Origin of the sequence: Salinivibrio costicola subsp. alcaliphilus (assembly GCF_001996185.1) — a bacterium.
Classification (GTDB): Bacteria; Pseudomonadota; Gammaproteobacteria; order Enterobacterales; family Vibrionaceae; genus Salinivibrio; species Salinivibrio costicola.
Genome location: NZ_MUFR01000038.1, coordinates 13,178 through 30,959 on the forward strand (window position 1 = coordinate 13,178; position 17,782 = coordinate 30,959).

General features: G+C 47.0%; 14 protein-coding genes. 10 read left to right on the top strand and 4 right to left on the bottom strand.

Features of this window, described 5'->3' with window-relative positions:
• Positions 1-6: 6 nt before the first annotated feature.
• From BZJ21_RS12410 to BZJ21_RS12425, 4 genes are all read right to left on the bottom strand, one after another.
• Positions 7-1,986, bottom strand: coding sequence for a sensor histidine kinase (locus BZJ21_RS12410; protein ID WP_077669939.1), 1,980 nt, complete (start codon positions 1,984-1,986; stop codon positions 7-9).
• A 247-nt stretch (positions 1,987-2,233) separates the two neighbouring features.
• Entirely contained in the window at positions 2,234-3,256 is a 1,023-nt protein-coding gene (locus BZJ21_RS12415) for an NADP-dependent oxidoreductase (protein ID WP_077460671.1), read from the bottom strand.
• 28 nt (positions 3,257-3,284) lie between these two features.
• Complete coding sequence (locus tag BZJ21_RS12420; RefSeq protein WP_021023422.1) at positions 3,285-4,442, bottom strand: iron-containing alcohol dehydrogenase; 1,158 nt, start codon at positions 4,440-4,442, stop codon at positions 3,285-3,287.
• 200 nt (positions 4,443-4,642) lie between these two features.
• On the bottom strand, positions 4,643-5,248 hold the full coding sequence (locus BZJ21_RS12425; RefSeq protein WP_101494592.1) for a TetR/AcrR family transcriptional regulator: 606 nt from the start codon (positions 5,246-5,248) through the stop codon (positions 4,643-4,645).
• 228 nt (positions 5,249-5,476) lie between these two features.
• Between BZJ21_RS12425 and BZJ21_RS12430 the strand changes: the two genes are divergently transcribed.
• The 10 genes from BZJ21_RS12430 (at position 5,477) to BZJ21_RS12475 (ending at position 17,564) form a co-directional block, all read left to right on the top strand.
• Positions 5,477-5,776 (top strand): DUF6916 family protein, encoded by a 300-nt coding sequence (locus tag BZJ21_RS12430; RefSeq protein WP_021023424.1) that lies wholly within the window; start codon positions 5,477-5,479, stop codon positions 5,774-5,776.
• Positions 5,777-5,895: 119 nt separating this feature from the next.
• On the top strand, positions 5,896-6,327 hold the full coding sequence (locus BZJ21_RS12435; protein WP_077460673.1) for a hypothetical protein: 432 nt from the start codon (positions 5,896-5,898) through the stop codon (positions 6,325-6,327).
• Between the two features lie 186 nt (positions 6,328-6,513).
• On the top strand, positions 6,514-8,058 hold the full coding sequence (locus BZJ21_RS12440; RefSeq protein WP_077669940.1) for a BCCT family transporter: 1,545 nt from the start codon (positions 6,514-6,516) through the stop codon (positions 8,056-8,058).
• Positions 8,059-8,428: 370 nt separating this feature from the next.
• Positions 8,429-9,448, top strand: coding sequence for a UDP-glucose 4-epimerase GalE (gene galE / locus BZJ21_RS12445; RefSeq protein WP_077669941.1), 1,020 nt, complete (start codon positions 8,429-8,431; stop codon positions 9,446-9,448).
• Between the two features lie 84 nt (positions 9,449-9,532).
• Positions 9,533-10,585: a UDP-glucose--hexose-1-phosphate uridylyltransferase gene (locus BZJ21_RS12450; RefSeq protein ID WP_077669942.1), complete on the top strand. Its 1,053-nt coding sequence runs from the start codon at positions 9,533-9,535 to the stop codon at positions 10,583-10,585.
• Between the two features lie 109 nt (positions 10,586-10,694).
• Positions 10,695-11,855 carry a galactokinase gene (gene galK, locus BZJ21_RS12455; protein WP_077669943.1) on the top strand — a complete coding sequence of 387 codons (1,161 nt, stop codon included), beginning with the start codon at positions 10,695-10,697 and terminating at the stop codon, positions 11,853-11,855.
• Positions 11,856-11,864: 9 nt separating this feature from the next.
• Positions 11,865-12,929, top strand: a complete 1,065-nt coding sequence (gene galM, locus BZJ21_RS12460; RefSeq protein WP_077669944.1) for a galactose-1-epimerase — start codon at positions 11,865-11,867, stop codon at positions 12,927-12,929.
• A gap of 393 nt (positions 12,930-13,322) precedes the next feature.
• A complete protein-coding gene (locus tag BZJ21_RS12465; RefSeq protein WP_077669945.1) occupies positions 13,323-14,954 on the top strand; it encodes a sodium/sugar symporter in 1,632 nt (543 codons plus the stop codon).
• Positions 14,955-15,027: 73 nt separating this feature from the next.
• A complete protein-coding gene (locus tag BZJ21_RS12470; protein ID WP_077669946.1) occupies positions 15,028-16,872 on the top strand; it encodes a DUF294 nucleotidyltransferase-like domain-containing protein in 1,845 nt (614 codons plus the stop codon).
• 8 nt (positions 16,873-16,880) lie between these two features.
• Positions 16,881-17,564, top strand: a complete 684-nt coding sequence (locus BZJ21_RS12475; RefSeq protein ID WP_077669947.1) for a 3'-5' exonuclease — start codon at positions 16,881-16,883, stop codon at positions 17,562-17,564.
• The last annotated feature ends 218 nt before the right edge of the window (positions 17,565-17,782 follow it).

Genomic DNA, 17,782 nt, shown 5'->3' on the forward strand with positions numbered 1-17,782 from the left:
CGCAATTCACGACGCGCCCTCACTGTTGGGTAGGGCGCGTTCGGGGGCGATAAGCGGCAGGGTAATGGTGAAGCAGCTACCGTGTTCGGGCTCACTTTGTACCTCAATGCGACCACCGAGGATGCCGGTGACGAGGTTGAAGGTGATATGTAAGCCAAGCCCCGGCCCACCTTGCCCGAGTCGGGTGGTGTAAAAGGGATCAAAAATACGTTTTTGTACATCGGGCGTCATTCCTGCGCCATCATCGTGTATGCGGATACTCACACTCTCGGTTGTCGCCATGGTGGCTATGACGTGTATGTGCCCAGCGTCACGCCCGATAAACGCATGAATTAACGCATTATTAATTAAGTTGATCAACGTTTGGGTGAGTGCGCCCGGGTAGCTGTTGAGCAGAATGCCTTCTGGAATCGCAACCTCGAGCTGGTGTGGCGCGCGCTGAAGTGTCGGTCGCATCGAGAGCAGGACTTCGTTCATCAACAGATGTAGTTCAAAGTCGCGTCTGTGGTCACTGGTTTGATCCACCGCGAGTTGCTTAAAGGCACGAATTAATTCGGAGGCCCGTAACATATTACGTTCAATAATACGTGTCCCGTCTTCAACATGGGTGAGAAACTGATCGAGGTCGTCACGGGTGATTGGCTGCTCGAGTTTGTGAACGAATTCGTGTTTGGTATCGAGTATCGAGGTGGAAGACATCCGGGCGTTACCGATGGGTGTATTCAACTCATGCGCCACGCCAGAGACCAACGAGCCGAGTGATGCCAACTTTTCATTCTGAACCAATTCCTCTTGAATCGCTTCGAGTCGTCTAAGTAGTGACTTAAGTTTTTCTCCGTACGCGTTAACGGCTTGGCGCAATTCGCCTACCTCGTTCATCTTACCTATCGCCAACTCTTGGGTGGTTTCACCCTCAATGAGCTCCCAGATTTGCTGGGTGGTCTGTTGAATTTTACCTAATAGGTTGCGAGCGGTAATCGCGGCGATAATTCCCACAACGAGCAACAGCCCGCCAATGGCGAACATCAGGAACAGTCCCATGCTATCGGCAGCCGCTGTCATTTTGCTTTTGGGCACGACGAGACCGATCACCCAATCGGCTTGAGGGTATTTAATAATATGAACGTAAGCGGCTTCGTTTAGCACGCCGTCGTTCTTTATCGTGATCAGTTGACTATCTTGGAGAGATTGGCTTGCCTGCAACGCTTCTTGTAGCCAAGGGAGCGCTTGCTCTAACTCGGTAACCGTTCGCAGCGTATTTCGATAAGGATTAAATGTTACCGCTGTTTCGGGGAAGCTTATTGCTTTGTTATCAGCGTCCAAGGCGAACACATAGCCATCGTTTTCTTTGCCATAACGAGACAGAATGTCGGCAATGCCGCTCAGCCTCATGTCGACCGTTGCCACCCCAATAAAGCGATCGTTTTCTTTCATGGGCACGGTACAGGTAATCATGGGCTCTTTGGTAAACGGGTCGATATAGGCGTTGGACCAACGGCAGCGATCGATAGGTGCTTGTTTTCCTGCTAGGTACCAGCGTTCATTATGGTAACCCTTGCCATCAGGGTTGTTGTAATCATCATAGTATTCCATATCGGGTCCTGTGCGGCCCCAAAAAAAACTACGTCGTTCTACGCCCGGTGTGAAGGTGTTGGGCTCCGGCCAGATCCCCCCACCGGCAATCGTGGGATCGCCATGATTGTTAAAGATCGGGGGAAAGAGGCTGCGGAATAGCGCTTCGTCCTTGGGAAGGTTGGTGCTCTTTAAAGCGATCGTACTGGTTAACAGTTCGATCTGTCCGAGTTTGGCATCGAGCAAGTCTATGAGGCTATGCTGACTTATGGCGATTTTTTGGTGTCGCTGGTCAATCAAATCGGGCTTTACTCTCCATTCGACCACCGCATAGATTGTGAGTAGCGCCATGACGAGAACAAGCGCGAGACCGAAAGCAATTTGGTGACGGATTGTTGGGGTAGGAGTGGGCATTGGAGATACATCCTTTCTTCTCGACTGGCTGCCGTGCGCACAGATCGCCTATTACTGCCAGTATTATCTAAGCTCAGCAATGATGATTAAGCCATCTCTCATCAGTGTAGCCCTCAGTGTGCATTTATGTGGTGAGAAAAAGCATATGTGAAAAAGTACACGTAATAAGCATATAAAAACCCCCTTAGCTATCCATCGCTAAGGGGGAGGCAGGGTTTTCGGTATTGCGAAATAAAGCGTGCGAGCTTTATTTGATATTGACGACCATCTTGCCGAAGTTACGGCCTTCTAGCACATCAATCAGTGCTTGCGGCGCTTGCTCAAAGCCATCCACCGCGTGTTCACGGTAATGAATTTGGCCTTCGCCGACCCATTTGGCCATATCATGCGCGAACTCAGGGTAGCGGTGCGCATAGTCATCAAAGATAATAAAACCTTTGATGGTTAAGCGCTTAACCAAGATGGTGCCCATCAACTGTGAGAGGCGATCTGGGCCATCGGGCAAGGCAGTGTTGTTGTACTGTGACACCAATCCACACACTGGAATGCGAGCACCGGTGTTGAGCAGTGGCATTACACCATCAAACACTTTGCCCCCGACGTTTTCAAAATAGATATCAATGCCTTGAGGGCAGGCTTCAGCGAGTTGCTCGGCAAAGTTGTCTGCTTTGTGGTCGATACAGGCGTCAACGTTGAGGTTTTCACGTGCGTATTGACATTTTTCTTCGCCACCGGCAATCGCTACTACGTGGCAACCTTTTAGCTTACCAATTTGCGCAACGGTTGCGCCGACGGGACCGGTTGCCGCCGCAACCACTAGGGTATCGCCTTCTTGGGGCTGGCCAATATCCAGTAAGCCCATGTAAGCGGTAAAGCCTGGCATCCCTAAGATACCGAGCGCGTAAGAAACCGGCGCCAGATCCGGATTGAGTTTGATCAGCGTATCGCCGTTTACAACTGAATGCGTTTCCCAACCTTTGTAAGCGAGTACCCAATCACCCGGGTGGTAATCGGCATGGTTAGACTCCAGCACTTTACCCACGGTAGCACCGACCATTAGGCCATCAATTGCCACCGGCTCGGCGTACGATTTTGCATCACTCATACGACCGCGCATGTATGGGTCGATAGATAAGTGGTGGTTTTCAATTAAAACGTCATGGTTGCCGAGAGCAGGAATATCCACTTCTTCTAAGCGGAAGTTCTCTGCAGTAGGCGCCCCCACGGGGCGCGATGCAAGAACAAAACGTTGGTTCATTGGTGATGACATGTGTGTCCTCCCTTATTCAGTACGGGAATTAAAGCGCGGCTTGCAGCACGCGGCGGCAAACATCAGGGGTCACATCGCCGTGCTCACCGAGCTGAGTCATGCCGTGCTGAGTTAAGCTTTCAATCAATGGTTCAATCGCGCTTTCGTCCAAGTCATAGTCGCTCATGCGTGTTTTCACGTTCATGCGCTCAAAGAAATCGCGGGTTTTCTCAATCGCTTGTTGAGCCTTTTCTGCTTCGCTGCCTTGCTCAATATGCCAGACACGCTCAGCAAATTGTGCGAGCTTGGCTTGTTTTTGCTCAAACTTCTCATTCAACATTGCCGGCAACACAACCGCGAGGGTTTGTGCATGGTCCAAACCATGTTGGGCAGTCAGCTCGTGACCAAGCATATGGGTTGACCAATCTTGTGGTACACCCACGCCAATCAAACCATTCAGCGCGAGAGTCGCGGTCCACATCAAGCTGGCACGGATGTTGTAATCTTCCGGGGTTTCCAGCGCTTGTGGGCCAAGCTCGATCAAGGTTTGTAGCAGGCCTTCGGCGAATCTGTCTTGTACCGGTGCGTTAGCTGGATAAGTGAGGTATTGCTCAACCACGTGAACAAACGCATCAACGGCACCGTTGCCGACTTGACGGATAGGTAAGGTATAGGTTTTTACCGGATCCAACACTGAGAATTGTGGAAACACCAATTCGCTCATAAACGGCAATTTCGCTTGCATTGACTCGCGATTGACTACCGAGCCCTTGTTCATTTCTGAGCCAGTAGCAGGCAAGGTGAGCACGGTGCCAAATGGCAGTGCGGCTTCGATTTTGCTGCCCATGCTGGTGAGAATGTCCCATGCATCGCCATCGTATTTCGCTGCTGCTGCAACAAATTTGGTGCCGTCGATCACCGATCCACCGCCGACAGCGAGCAGATAGTCGTAGCCTTCTTCACGCACTTTTTCGACCGCTTTCATTAGCGTGTCGTAGCGTGGGTTAGGCTCAATACCACTGAACAGGCCAAATTGACGCTCGCCAAGTGCTTGTTCAACTTCACCTAAGGTGCCGGTTTTGCGTGCACTCTGGCCACCGAAAAGAACCAAAACTTTTGCTGCGGCTGGGATGAGCCGATCCAGCTCGGCAATTTTACCTTCGCCAAAAACGATACGTGTGGGATTGTAGAACTCAAAGTTGTTCATTGCTCATCCTTCCTTTTCATTGTTGTCAGTCAATCAGTTTTCTCGTTTGATTAGACCGGTCGTCTAGTTAACGTTTATTTAAAACCCGCCTTGGCGGGTCTTGTTGAAATGCTTGTTTTATCAAAAAACCGGAAATGAAATGCTCACTAGCACCTCATCGTTGTTCCTCGTATGCTGCGTTTGTTCGTTTGACTTTTATACTAGTCAGCCAAGCCGAGTTTTTGTTGCGTAATGGTCATCGCCTGCGCTAGATGGCTGTCATTACGGTGCAGTTTTGTTAACAGTGTTGCCCCTAACCATAGCTGGTAAAGCGTCGTCGCCGTGGTTAAGGCGTTGTCATGGTTAAAATTGCTTTCGTCGAGCGCGAGTGCACTCGCTAAGCTACCAATCAGTTTGTCGGTGCCATCACGCAACGCAAGCCGCATGGGCTCGGAAAGATCTGCCACCTCAGCGCTTAGCTTAACGACCAAGCAAGTTTGAACGGGATCCATACTGCAGTACTGGGCTTGCCAAAGGGTAAAGTAGCGATGAACTCGCGTAATAGGCGGCAGCGTAGTGTCTGACAGCAAACTGTTTACTTCCGCTAAATAACGCGAAAAATAGTGCTGCAATACCGCCTGACCAAATTGCTCTTTTGAAGCAAAATAATGGTAAAACGACCCTTTCGGGACGCCGGCTTGTTTCAGTATTGCGCTAAGACCCACACCACTAAAGCCAAACTGCGCCATTACATTAACTCCCGTATCCAGCAAATGCTGGTGGGTAGCGTTGTGGCTGGTGTGTTCTAATGTGCTACTTGATTTCATGTGGTGTAGCATAATGAAGATTAGACCGGTCGTCTAGTGTTGTGTGTGATTTTTTTATCAGGGGATACAGCAAGGGGATTTAACGCAACATCACCCAGCCTGAGTGATATTTCCCGTATTTTAAGTCCGAAAAGCACTAAGCTGTTGTGCATTGTCGGATTTTTCTTCTAATCTTGATGGTGAGAGAGAAAAGGCGTAAATACGCAGTAACGGAACGCGGGAGGGCCGATGAATGTACTATCTTGTCAGCATGTCAGTGAGTTGATCGATCAGTCGATTACGCTTATTGACGGAACAGATACTGAATATGCTATGACGCTTGTTCGTGTTGATACCCATCCTGGTCATGGCGATGAAGTAAACGACCATTACGTCGAGAATTTCAGTTTGGTATTAAAAGGTCCTGAAGACACGCGCTTTCCTCAGGGAAATTATTTGCTCAGTCATCCAGAGTTAGGAGAGCAGATCCTCCATATGCTACCTGTAGGTGATGCGACGTATACCATCACCATCAATACCCAAGCCTGAACAGCCATTCTTACTGCTGGTTAAATAACCGCCACTCAACCACTTAGCACTTTCTTTTGATAGATTAGTCGCGCAAATTAAGTAGAATAAAGCGGCTAAGCTAGCAGTAGGGAGGTTATATGTTTGCCTGGCTGAGTGGCTTATTTGAAAAAGAACAGCTGCAAGCGTCTGTCTGGGTGAGAGACATCGTGGCGAGTAATCCGAAAGGGAGCTACGCCAAATACAAAAATTACTATGATCGCCACATCAATCGGATCCTCAAAAGTTATCACAAGGATTTTCTCCGCTTTGAGAAGTTCGCGGTACGTAACTATAAGCACAGCGATCAATCCGTCTTTATGGCAGTTAAAGTCGCTAGCTATGCCTACCAGCTTGGGCAGTTAAAAGTGGCGGCTTGTATTACTGCTGCGGTGATTTCTACCTGCAACCGTGCTAAAAGAGGCGATGCACAAGTTCACCCCAAACTGTATCGCGCGACGATAGTGTTGCATAAAAAAATCCTAGAGACAGGTAAGACGACGAAAAAACAAAAAAGCGCAGAACCAGCTTGATAGGTCACAAGCTGGTGGCTTTTTGTGCATTTAATAAAAATGTCATAAACCTATTCAGCCCCCGCCAAATCTGAATAAGTGATGTCTGTCACGGTTTCTATTCCATCCCTATGAGTCAATTTGTTCTGGTCATTCATTCGCCACACTGATAGAGTCCCATCCCTCACACACCTTGTGAGCGAACTAATGCTTAAATCTACACAAAATAACGACCGACTTGTTGCCGTATTTACTATCGGCTTTGTCGCTGTATTTCTTGCCTTTGCCCTGTTTGACCTAAAACACTTTTCCTCTGTGATCCAGTCTCTATTCTCTGAGTCTGCCAACCTTTTTGGTTATTGGTGGCAGTGGCTAATGGTCATCAATTTCGTATTGGCGCTAGCTATTGGCGGCAGTAAATTTGGTAAATTGAAACTTGGCGCCACCGATACCGTCTCAATGAGCCGTTTTCGTTGGGTTGCGATGATCATGTGTACCCTGCTTGCCGGCGGTGGTGTCTTTTGGTCAGCGGCTGAGCCTATCTATCACTTCATGACGCCACCACCAGCACTGGGTGAGATGGAAGCGGGTGTGATGGAGACCGTCGCCCCTGCGTTAAGCCAAAGCTTTTTCCACTGGGGCTTCTTAGCCTGGGCGGTATTAGGCACCTTGGCGACGATTGTACTGATGTATGCGCACCACCAGGCAGGCGTACGCTTGCGTCCTCGTGCACTCTTGTACCCTTTGCTCGGTGACAAGCTAGAAAATCACTGGCTTGGCTCTGTGATCGACGCCTGTTCGATCATTGCCGTAGCTGCCGGAACCATTGGTCCAATTGGCTTCTTAGCAACCCAGCTGGGTTATAGCTTGGAAAGCTTTGTGGGCATTGAAAATACCATGCCGATGCAAATGCTGATCTTGGCGGCTGTCGTGGCTATTTATTCCATCTCTGCGTTTACCGGTATGGATAAAGGTTTGCAATGGCTGAGCCGTATGAACGTGATCGGCGCCGCAGTGTTACTCGGTGCTGTGGTTGTGCTCGGTCCTACCGGCTTTATCTTTGAGCAATTTGGCTCGGGCTTTAGCTACTACCTGAACAACATGCATACTCTCGCACTGAATACCGATAATGGTGGCTGGAACGCATGGTGGACCTGGTTCTTCTGGGGCTGGTTTATTGGTTTTGCTCCGATGATGGCTATCTTCATTGCGCGCATTTCTAAAGGCCGTTCGATTCGTGAGCTAATTTTCGCTGTTGCGATTTGTGCCCCAATTGCCACTAACTTCTGGTTCTCAGTATTGGGCGGTACCGGTATCTTCTATGAGTTGCAATCACCCGGTAGTATTTCTGGTCCCATGGCGGATGCCGGCTTACCCGCGATTTTGATTGCGTCACTGTCACAGCTGCCTTACAGCGTGATTCTGATCCCAGCGTTTATGTTGCTTACCACGACATTTGTGGCAACCACTGGCGATTCAATGGCGTATTCGATTGCGATGGCTGTGTCTGGTGATAACCAACCAACCCGTAAACATCGCCTGTTCTGGGCGATTGTGATGGGCGTGGTCGCTGGTGTGCTTCTGCTCGCCGGAGACGGTGGTTTGAACGCGCTCCAGTCGTTCATTGTGATCACTGCAGTGCCTGTGTCTTTCTTGATTGCATTTACCTTTATCACCGGCCCAATAGCCGTGATGCGGATGCAAAAAGAAAAAGAAGCGAACCTGGCGCTAGAGCCTGCGACGGCCAATTAATGGCGTCATACATAGCCTAACACTACGACTAAAGAACCCTGCCTCTGAGCAGGGTTCTTTAATACGCCCACCTGAGGCCATGAGATTTAAAGTGGATTCGCCACATTCATGACACTTACCTTACGCTTTGGTTCCTCTGATCCCAACAAAGCCTTTCACCATCCTTTCTTACCTTCATTTTTATCTCTTATACCGTATTTTTCAAAAAGACTTTGTGGAAACGTTTACACAACTTTGATGGCGATCACTGAAGTAAGCAAGTTTTGATTGCTAAACTTCGAAGCACTAAAGAGATAAACACATTAACTTTGAGATATTTAAAATAAATAACTGACTTTAATGAATAAATTGATAACTCTGGAGGTTGGGAGTGAAAGTTCTTGTCACAGGCGGAATGGGATACATCGGCAGTCACACTTGCGTGCAGATGATTGAAGCGGGTATGGAACCCATCATCGTCGACAACCTGTGTAACGCCAAGCTAGAAGTGTTAAACCGCATTGAAACGCTTACTGGCAAGCAGCCTGCGTTTTACCAAGGTGATATCCGCGACGAAGCGTTTTTGGATACGGTATTCGCGCAACACGATATCCAAGCCGTGATCCACTTTGCTGGTTTGAAAGCGGTTGGTGAATCTGTAGCAAAACCACTTGAGTATTATGACAACAACGTCAATGGCTCATTGGTGTTGGCGCGCAGCATGCGTAAAGCAAGTGTGAGAAGCATTGTATTCAGTTCATCGGCAACGGTTTACGGTGACCCAGAAATCGTGCCGGTTACGGAAGACTCGCCAACAGGCGCAACCACTAATCCATACGGATGCAGTAAATACATGGTGGAGCAGTGTTTAAGCGATCTTTTCCAAGCGGAAAATAACTGGAGTATCACCTTATTGCGTTACTTCAACCCAGTTGGCGCGCACCCATCGGGCTACATGGGGGAAGACCCACAAGGCATTCCAAATAACTTGATGCCATTTATTGCCCAAGTCGTTGTTGGCCGCCGAGAAAAACTCGCGGTATTCGGTAACGACTACCCAACACCTGACGGCACTGGCGTACGTGACTACATCCACGTAATGGATTTGGCCGACGGTCATATAGCCGCATTGAAATCGGTGGGGAAAAAATCGGGTTTGCACATTTACAACTTAGGTACGGGTAGAGGATCGAGCGTACTTGAGATAGTGGATGCGTTCGCGGCCGCTTGCGGTAAACCAGTGCCTTACGAGTTATGCCCGCGTCGTCCTGGGGATATTGCTGAATGTTGGGCAAGCACGGAAAAAGCTGAGAGTGAACTAGGCTGGAAAGCAACACGCACGGTGGCTGAAATGACCGCCGATACGTGGAACTGGCAGTCAAATAATCCTAATGGCTATTCCCCTGCGTAGTTTACGTCGCCGCATTGTTGTCTGCACTTTCTAACTCTATTGAGGAATGCAGATGAAAGAATTCTTAAAAGTTGAGTAAGTAACATGTCGAATGTCGAATTTAACTCAGTAGATCATCCACACCGCCGTTACAACCCTCTGACTCGCCAATGGATTTTGGTTTCACCTCACCGTGCTAAACGCCCTTGGAGCGGCGCAGATGAAAAGCCCGCATTGGATGAGTTACCAAGCTATGACGATAAATGTTTTCTTTGTCCGACCAACGAACGTATCTCTGGCGATGTCAATCCAGATTACCAAGGCACCTATGTGTTCAATAACGATTTTGCTGCGCTGATGGTGGATTCACCAGATGCACCGGAGTCAAACAACCCGCTATTCAAAACGCAAGGCGTGCGTGGTTTGAGCCGAGTGATTTGCTTCTCGCCAGATCACAGCAAAACCTTACCGGAGCTGCCAGTGGATAAAATTCGCGGCGTGATTGATACATGGAATGAGCAAATTGAAGAGCTAGGCAAAGAGTACGTTTGGGTTCAGGCGTTCGAAAACAAAGGTGAAACCATGGGCTGTTCTCAGCCTCATCCACACGGTCAAATTTGGGCAAACAGCTTCTTACCAAATGAAGTCGAGCGCAAAGAGCACAACCTAAAAGCGTACTACCAAGAACACGGGAGCAACTTACTGGTGGATTACGTACAAGCGGAACTCAAAGATGGCTCACGCTTTGTGGTGGAAACCGAACACTGGCTGGCGGTGATACCTTACTGGGCTGCTTGGCCTTTCGAAACCATGTTGTTGCCGAAAACGCACATTCGTCGCATGAGCGAACTCAGCTGTGAGCAACGAGATGATTTAGCGTTAGCGATCAAGAAGCTGACCAGCCGTTACGACAATTTATTCCAATGCTCTTTCCCTTACTCGATGGGCTGGCACTACGCACCGTTTTTTGACGAAGGCACAGACATCGACCATTGGCAGCTTCATGCACTTTTTTATCCGCCACTACTGCGCAGTGCCACGGTTCGTAAGTTCATGGTGGGCTACGAAATGCTGGCTGAAAGCCAACGTGACCTCACCGCAGAGCAAGCGGCGGAGCGTCTGCGTGATGTGAGTGATGTCCACTACAAAGAATGCTAAGTCTTTAAATTGGACTGATTACGAATAACGGGATAGCGCGACTTTACAGATAGAAAGTTAGGCTCAACGCGCTATCCCACTCAAATTACTATTTTAAGAGAACGTCCTTATGTCTGAACTTATCCAAAATGTGAAAGCGTCATTTGAGAAAGTGTTGGGCTACGCACCTAGCCATATTATCCAAGCGCCAGGTCGTGTGAACTTGATTGGTGAGCACACCGATTACAACGATGGTTTTGTCCTACCGTGTGCCATTAACTACCAAACGGTCGTGGCGGCGGCAAAGCGTGAAGACAATATCGTGCGTGTGATCTCGGTTGATTACGGCGACGCAGTTGACGAATTCGATATCACGCAAGCCATTACTTTTCAGCAAGATAAAATGTGGGCGAACTACATTCGCGGCGTGGTGAAGTGTCTTCTGGCGCGCGGTTACCAGTTTATTGGGGCGGATATTTCAGTCAGCGGTAACGTGCCTCAAGGCGCGGGGTTGAGCTCATCGGCGGCATTGGAAGTGGTGATTGGTCAAACGTTTAAAGTGCTGTTCAACCTTGAAATCAGCCAAGCCGAAATCGCGTTAAATGGTCAGCAAGCTGAGAACAAGTTCGTGGGTTGCAATTGCGGCATAATGGATCAAATGATTTCAGCGGAAGGGCGTGAGAATCATGCGATGCTATTAGATTGTCGTAGCCTTGAAAAAGAAGCGGTTTCCATGCCAGAAGACATGGCAGTAGTGATTATCAATTCGAATAAAAAGCGTGGTTTGGTCGACAGCGAATACAACATTCGTCGTCAGCAATGTGAAGAAGCGGCGCGTATTTTCGGTGTGAAAGCTTTGCGTGATGTGACGATTGAGCAGTTTAACGAGAAAGTTGCAGAGCTGGATGAAATGGTGGCAAAACGTGCCCGTCACGTGATCACAGAAAATAATCGTACTGTAGAAGCGGCGCAAGCACTACGATCACACGACATGAAGCGTATGAGCGATCTGATGGCAGAGTCACACGCATCAATGCGCGATGATTTCGAAATCACGGTAAAAGAAATCGACACGCTGGTCGAGATTGTTAAAGGCGTGATTGGCGACCAAGGCGGCGTGCGTATGACTGGCGGTGGCTTTGGTGGCTGTATAGTGGCACTTGTACCGCTAGCACTGGCTGATGACGTGAAAGCGGCAGTTGAAGCGAAGTACCAAGCGGCTACGGGCTTAAAAGAGTCGATTTATGTTTGCCAAGCCAAAAATGGTGCGGGCTTGGTTGAAGTGCTGTAAGGAATGATGATGAAAGCCTATTTTCAACAACTAGAACAAGCGATGGCGCAAACGCCGTCGTTTGATGGCCAAACTGCAAACTTGATTCATCTGACCAACGCGAATGGTATGACGGTATCGTTTATGGATATCGGTGCGACGTGGTTGAGTTGCACATTACCGGTAAACGGTGAAAACCGTGAAATATTATTGCGCTCGCCAAATATGGCTGAACACATGAAGCAAGACGCTTACTTCGGTTCTATTGTTGGCCGCTTCGCTAACCGAATTGCGAAGGGTCTGTTTGAGATAGACGGAGAGAAATATCAACTTGATATCAATAACGGTGAAAACTCACTGCACGGTGGTTTGGAAGGGTTTGATAAACGCCGCTGGAAGGTTGAAGAGCAAAATGCTCAACAGGTCACTTTTTCACTTCGCTCCCCGGACGGTGACCAAGGTTATCCGGGAAATCTCGATGTGAACGTGACGTACACGCTTACTGACGAGAATGAACTAGCTATCGCCTATAATGCTAAGATCGACAAAACATCACCATTGAATTTGACCAATCACGCCTACTTTAACTTGGCTGGTGAGGCGAGCCGCGCGAAAAGTTTGGATCATACTTTACAGCTTAACGCTGGGTATTACTTGCCAACGGATGCGGGGTTAATTCCTACCGGTGAACAAAAGCCAGTTTCGGGCACTAGTTTCGACTTCACCGAGCCAAAACCAATTGACCAAGAATTTCTTGCTGAGCAAGATCAAAAAACCGCTGGCGGCTACGATCACGCCTTTGTGTTCAAGCGTGAATTGACCGATGGCGAGTCTGTAGCTGCGGTTTTAATTGCACCAAAAGAAGATGTGGCTATGAAGGTGAAAACCACTAAGCCTGCCATCCAGTTTTATTCTGGTAATTTCTTAGCTGGTACACTGGGTGCAAGTAAAACTTACGAACGCTACGACGGCCTTGCGTTGGAGACGCAATACTTTCCAGACGGACCAAATAAACCAGAATGGGGACTCAACAATGGGATCTTAAACTCTGGGGATTGCTATCAGCATCAAACTACTTATCAGTTTGAATTTTAGTAGTGTTTGTAGTCTTTAAATATACAGTTGCAGCTTAGCTGCCACTGTATCGGCTCCAGATGTGGTGGGTTACATGCCCATCTTCTTTGTTTTTGATATGTATTTTTACTAGGAAGTTTAAATCAATCATCTCACTTTCTACACAATACTATACGGTGGATGGTCTCCGTAATTTCCTAATTATTACTCTTCGTTTTACCTTTGTTATTATCGCTTGCATTTTTATTGATTTTAGAATGTTTTAATTAAATTATACTTCTCTTAATATTTGTGATCTTTAGCTCGTTATAAAATTTTTAGCGTAATATGTATCAATATGTGTGATTTGAGTTACATTTTACTTTAGTGGTAACGTTTACACTTACTGGCATGAATCAACTGTAGGGTAAAAATATGTCTATTATAGAACATGGTCTAAGCACTATTGACATAATGGTTTTTGCTATTTATGTCGCTATTATTATTGGGGTCGGTCTTTGGGTATCTCGTGATAAAAAAGGTGTACAAAAAAGTACGGAAGATTACTTTTTGGCAGGCAAGTCCCTGCCGTGGTGGGCTGTGGGTGCGTCACTAATTGCTGCCAATATTTCTGCCGAGCAATTTATCGGCATGTCAGGTTCTGGCTATTCTATTGGCTTGGCTATTGCGTCATACGAATGGATGGCAGCCATCACGCTGATTATTGTGGGTAAATACTTTTTGCCTATCTTTATTGAGAAAGGAATCTACACCATTCCTGAGTTTGTAGAGAAGCGTTTCAATAAACAGCTTAAAACTATTTTAGCGATTTTTTGGATTTCACTTTACATTTTCGTCAACCTAACTTCGGTTCTCTATCTAGGTGGTTTGGCTCTAGAAACTATTCTTGGCATACCGCTAATATATTCTATTGTTGGTTTAGCACTGTTTGCTTTGATCTACTCGGTTTACGGCGGTTTGTCGGCTGTGGTTTGGACGGACGTTATCCAAGTGTTCTTTCTTATCCTCGGTGGCTTCATGACAACCTTCATGGCGGTTAGCTACATTGGTGGGGCTGATGGCTGGTTAGCGGGCATGTCAAAGATGATTGACGCGGCACCGGGTCACTTTGAAATGATTCTCGAGCAAAGCAATCCACAATACATGAACCTACCTGGCATCGCGGTACTGATTGGCGGTCTGTGGGTTGCAAACCTCTACTACTGGGGCTTCAACCAATACATTATTCAAAGAACGCTCGCCGCGAAATCAGTAGCGGAAGCGCAAAAAGGTATCGTATTTGCTGCATTCTTGAAGCTTATTGTACCGTTTTTAGTGGTTATTCCTGGTATTGCTGCTTATGTTATCACGTCAGACACACAATTGTTGGCAGGCTTGGGTGAAATTGGTGCATCAAACCTACCAAGTGATGCGCACGCAGACAAAGCATACCCTTGGTTAACTCAGTTCCTGCCCGTTGGTGTTAAAGGCGTAGTATTCGCTGCACTATCAGCAGCTATCGTATCTTCATTGGCTTCTATGCTTAATTCCACTGCAACCATCTTCACGATGGATATTTACAAAGAGTATATTGCGCCAGAATCAGGCGATCACAAACTAGTTAACGTAGGTCGTACCGCCGCGGTCACTGCCCTTGTGATTGCGTGTTTTATTGCGCCAATGTTAGGTGGTATCGGGCAGGCGTTCCAATATATCCAAGAATACACTGGCCTAGTTAGCCCAGGTATCCTTGCGGTATTCTTACTTGGCTTATTCTGGAAGAAAACGACCAGTAAAGGTGCCATCATTGGTGTAGTTGCGTCGATTCCATTCGCGCTGTTCTTGAAATTCATGCCACTTTCAATGCCATTTATGAACCAAATGCTGTACACTTTTTTGTTTACCATCGTGGTGATTACGTTTACCAGTTTGAGTACATCAGAAAACGATGATGATCCAAAAGGCATCAGTGTCACGTCATCAATGTTTGCCACCGATCGCAGCTTTAACATTGCTTCGTACGGGATCATGATCATACTAACGGTTCTCTATGCGCTATTCTGGTAATTAGACCGTTAACGAAGCTCCGTTTATTACTGGCGGAGCTTTTTTTTATTTTTATTACTAAGATGGCATTCTGATGGATTCTACTTTACTACCTAACGTCGTTGCGTTTCTTAAAACAATTACGCCATTTTCTCAGTTGCCAGATGAAACACTAGATAGTATCGCTAGCGACGCGGATATCCTTTTCTGGGGGCATCGACAAAATATTGAACTTAATGATAGCGCAGTTCGGAGCCTCTATATTCTGCGTTCTGGTGTGATTGAACAGCGTTTTCCTAACGGTAATCTTAGAGCACGTCTCGGAAAAAATGACTTGTTTGGTTTTAACTTAGTACAAGACAACTATCGTATCGAAACGATTGAAAGTTGTTTGGTCTACAAGTTTAACTACGATTTATTACTCGCCAAGCTTGTTCATTTTGAATCGATTGCTAACCAACTTGCGACGACCGCTAACCACCGCCTAAAGTCTCGTGTTGATAGTGAATTGACAGAGGCAGAGCAGGACGTTTATTTCAAAACTGTGAAAGAGGTTGCGCTCTGCGATGTAGTTATGGTGGCCCCAAGTACTTCGATTCAGCAAGTCGCGCAACAGATACGGGATCATCAAGGCAGTACCTGTGCGTTGATATTGGATGAGAGAGCAATTGTGGGTATTGTTAGTCAGCGTAACCTCAGCAATCGCGTCGTGGCGGAAGCGGTGGATGTGTGTGGACCAATCCGAGAGGTAATGACGCCAGACCCTTATACATTAGGGCAGGATGAATTGGTGCTTGCCGCTGTGAATCTGATGATGAAGCACAACATACAACACGTACCGATCGTTGACGCTGATAGCCAAATTGTTGGTTTAGTCACACCGAAACAGCTCATACAAAAGCATGGCGTACAGGCTATTTACCTAATTGAGAAAATTCGTAACTGTGAGTCGTTAAATGCCTTGACTAAACTTACTTCACTACGTCAGTCGATATTTGAGGCTATGGTCGAAGCACATATGCCTGCACAGATGATCGGCCAAGTCCTGACGATGATTTATGATGCGTTTACTTCGCAATTGCTGAAAATGGCGGAGCAGACGTTTGGTAAGCCGGCTTGCCGTTATGCATGGGTCGTTGCAGGGTCGCACGCACGAGCAGAAGTGCACTTGGGATCGGACCAAGATAATGCGTTAGTGTTAGAAGATGGCGTAACGCAAGCTAACAGGCTCTACTTTCAACACTTTGCGATGTTCGTGTGTAAAGGTTTGGCGGAGTGTGGATACACCTTGTGTAGAGGACGTTTTATGGCCGCGACGCCCAAATGGAATCAACCCCTTTACATTTGGCAACAGTACTACAGAAAGTGGGCAAGTAATCCTGAGTATGACATGTTGCTTAACTTGAATGTGTTTTTAGAAATACGCTTAATCGCTGGAGATGAACACCTTTTTGATCAGCTCGATCAGTACCGCCGTCAATGCGTGACACGTAATCCACGCTTAGTGTCTGCACTGGTGAGGAATTTGCTCAAAGAGCGACCACCGCTCGGTATCTTCAATAACTTAGTGTTACAACGAGACGCCACTGATGGCAAAATGCTAAATATAAAAAAAGCAGCGATTGGCTTATTGGTGGATATGGCACGAATATACGCCCTGAGTAAAGGCGGAGAAATGCGCTCAACCGAAGAGCGAATCCAGTTTGCCTATGATCAAAGGCTTATCAATGAGAGCTCCTATCAAGACTTGATTGGCACCTATCGTTACGTCACTCAATTACGTTATGCTCATCACCTTAACAACATTAGAGAAGGGAAAGATATAAGTAACTCGATTTATCCTGAACGATTTGGTAGTTTCGAACGCCAACATCTGAAAGATGCGTTTCGCATTATTGGTGGTTATCAAGATGCGGTAAAAATGAAATTTGGCTCCTAAGGTCTAATATGAACTCACGCAAACCATCTCATGTCGATAGTATGGATTTTGCGCAATTTCCCATCTCACTCAAGGCGTTGTTGGATACGCCACTGCCGAGTCAGTCTGCAGATCTAAAATCACTCGATACACTGGTGTTGGACTTTGAGACTAGCGGATTTGATGTAGACAAAGACAAGGTACTGAGCATGGGATGGGTAGAGATCCGCAATAGCCAAATTCGTTTGACCAGTGCTCGCCACATTGTGTTGGATCAACCCGTTTTGCGAGAGTATGATTCGGTAAGAATCCATCATTTAAGGCCAGAAACATTACGTAATTTTGGGGTTTGTGAGCAAGAAGCCTTTGCACAGCTCTTCTGTGCAATGAAAGGGAAAATTCTGGTGGTGCATGGGAGTGTAATGGAAAAGCGTTTTTTGCAACGCTATTTAACCATTCATTATGGGCAAGCGAGTTTACCCCTAATATGGCTCGATACATTAAAAATAGAGCAGTATCTTGAGCAGTTTAGACAAGTCCGCCATGATTGGCGTTTAAGCTCAGTGAGAACGGCGCATAGTTTACCCGAGTATCAAGCGCATAATGCGCTCAATGATGCAATAGCCACTGCTGAGTTATATTTAGCACAAATTCATCGTTTGTTTACTCATGAAAGTGCACCGTTGCATATTGTGGCTGAGATATCTGCCTAAAAACTTGCTTATTAGTAGTGCTTAGACAGGCGTTGTTTCCTCAATCATTGAACTAATCATTTATAATTCTGGTAAAGCTTGTGTTTTTCTTACTCCGCTCTTTCATGGGCGGAGTTATTTCGTAAGCGGCCATTTCTCCCCACATTCAGATAACCACGATGACCTGATATTGATATGGCTCCTTCACTATCGGAGCGATATCATGACACGCGAAGACA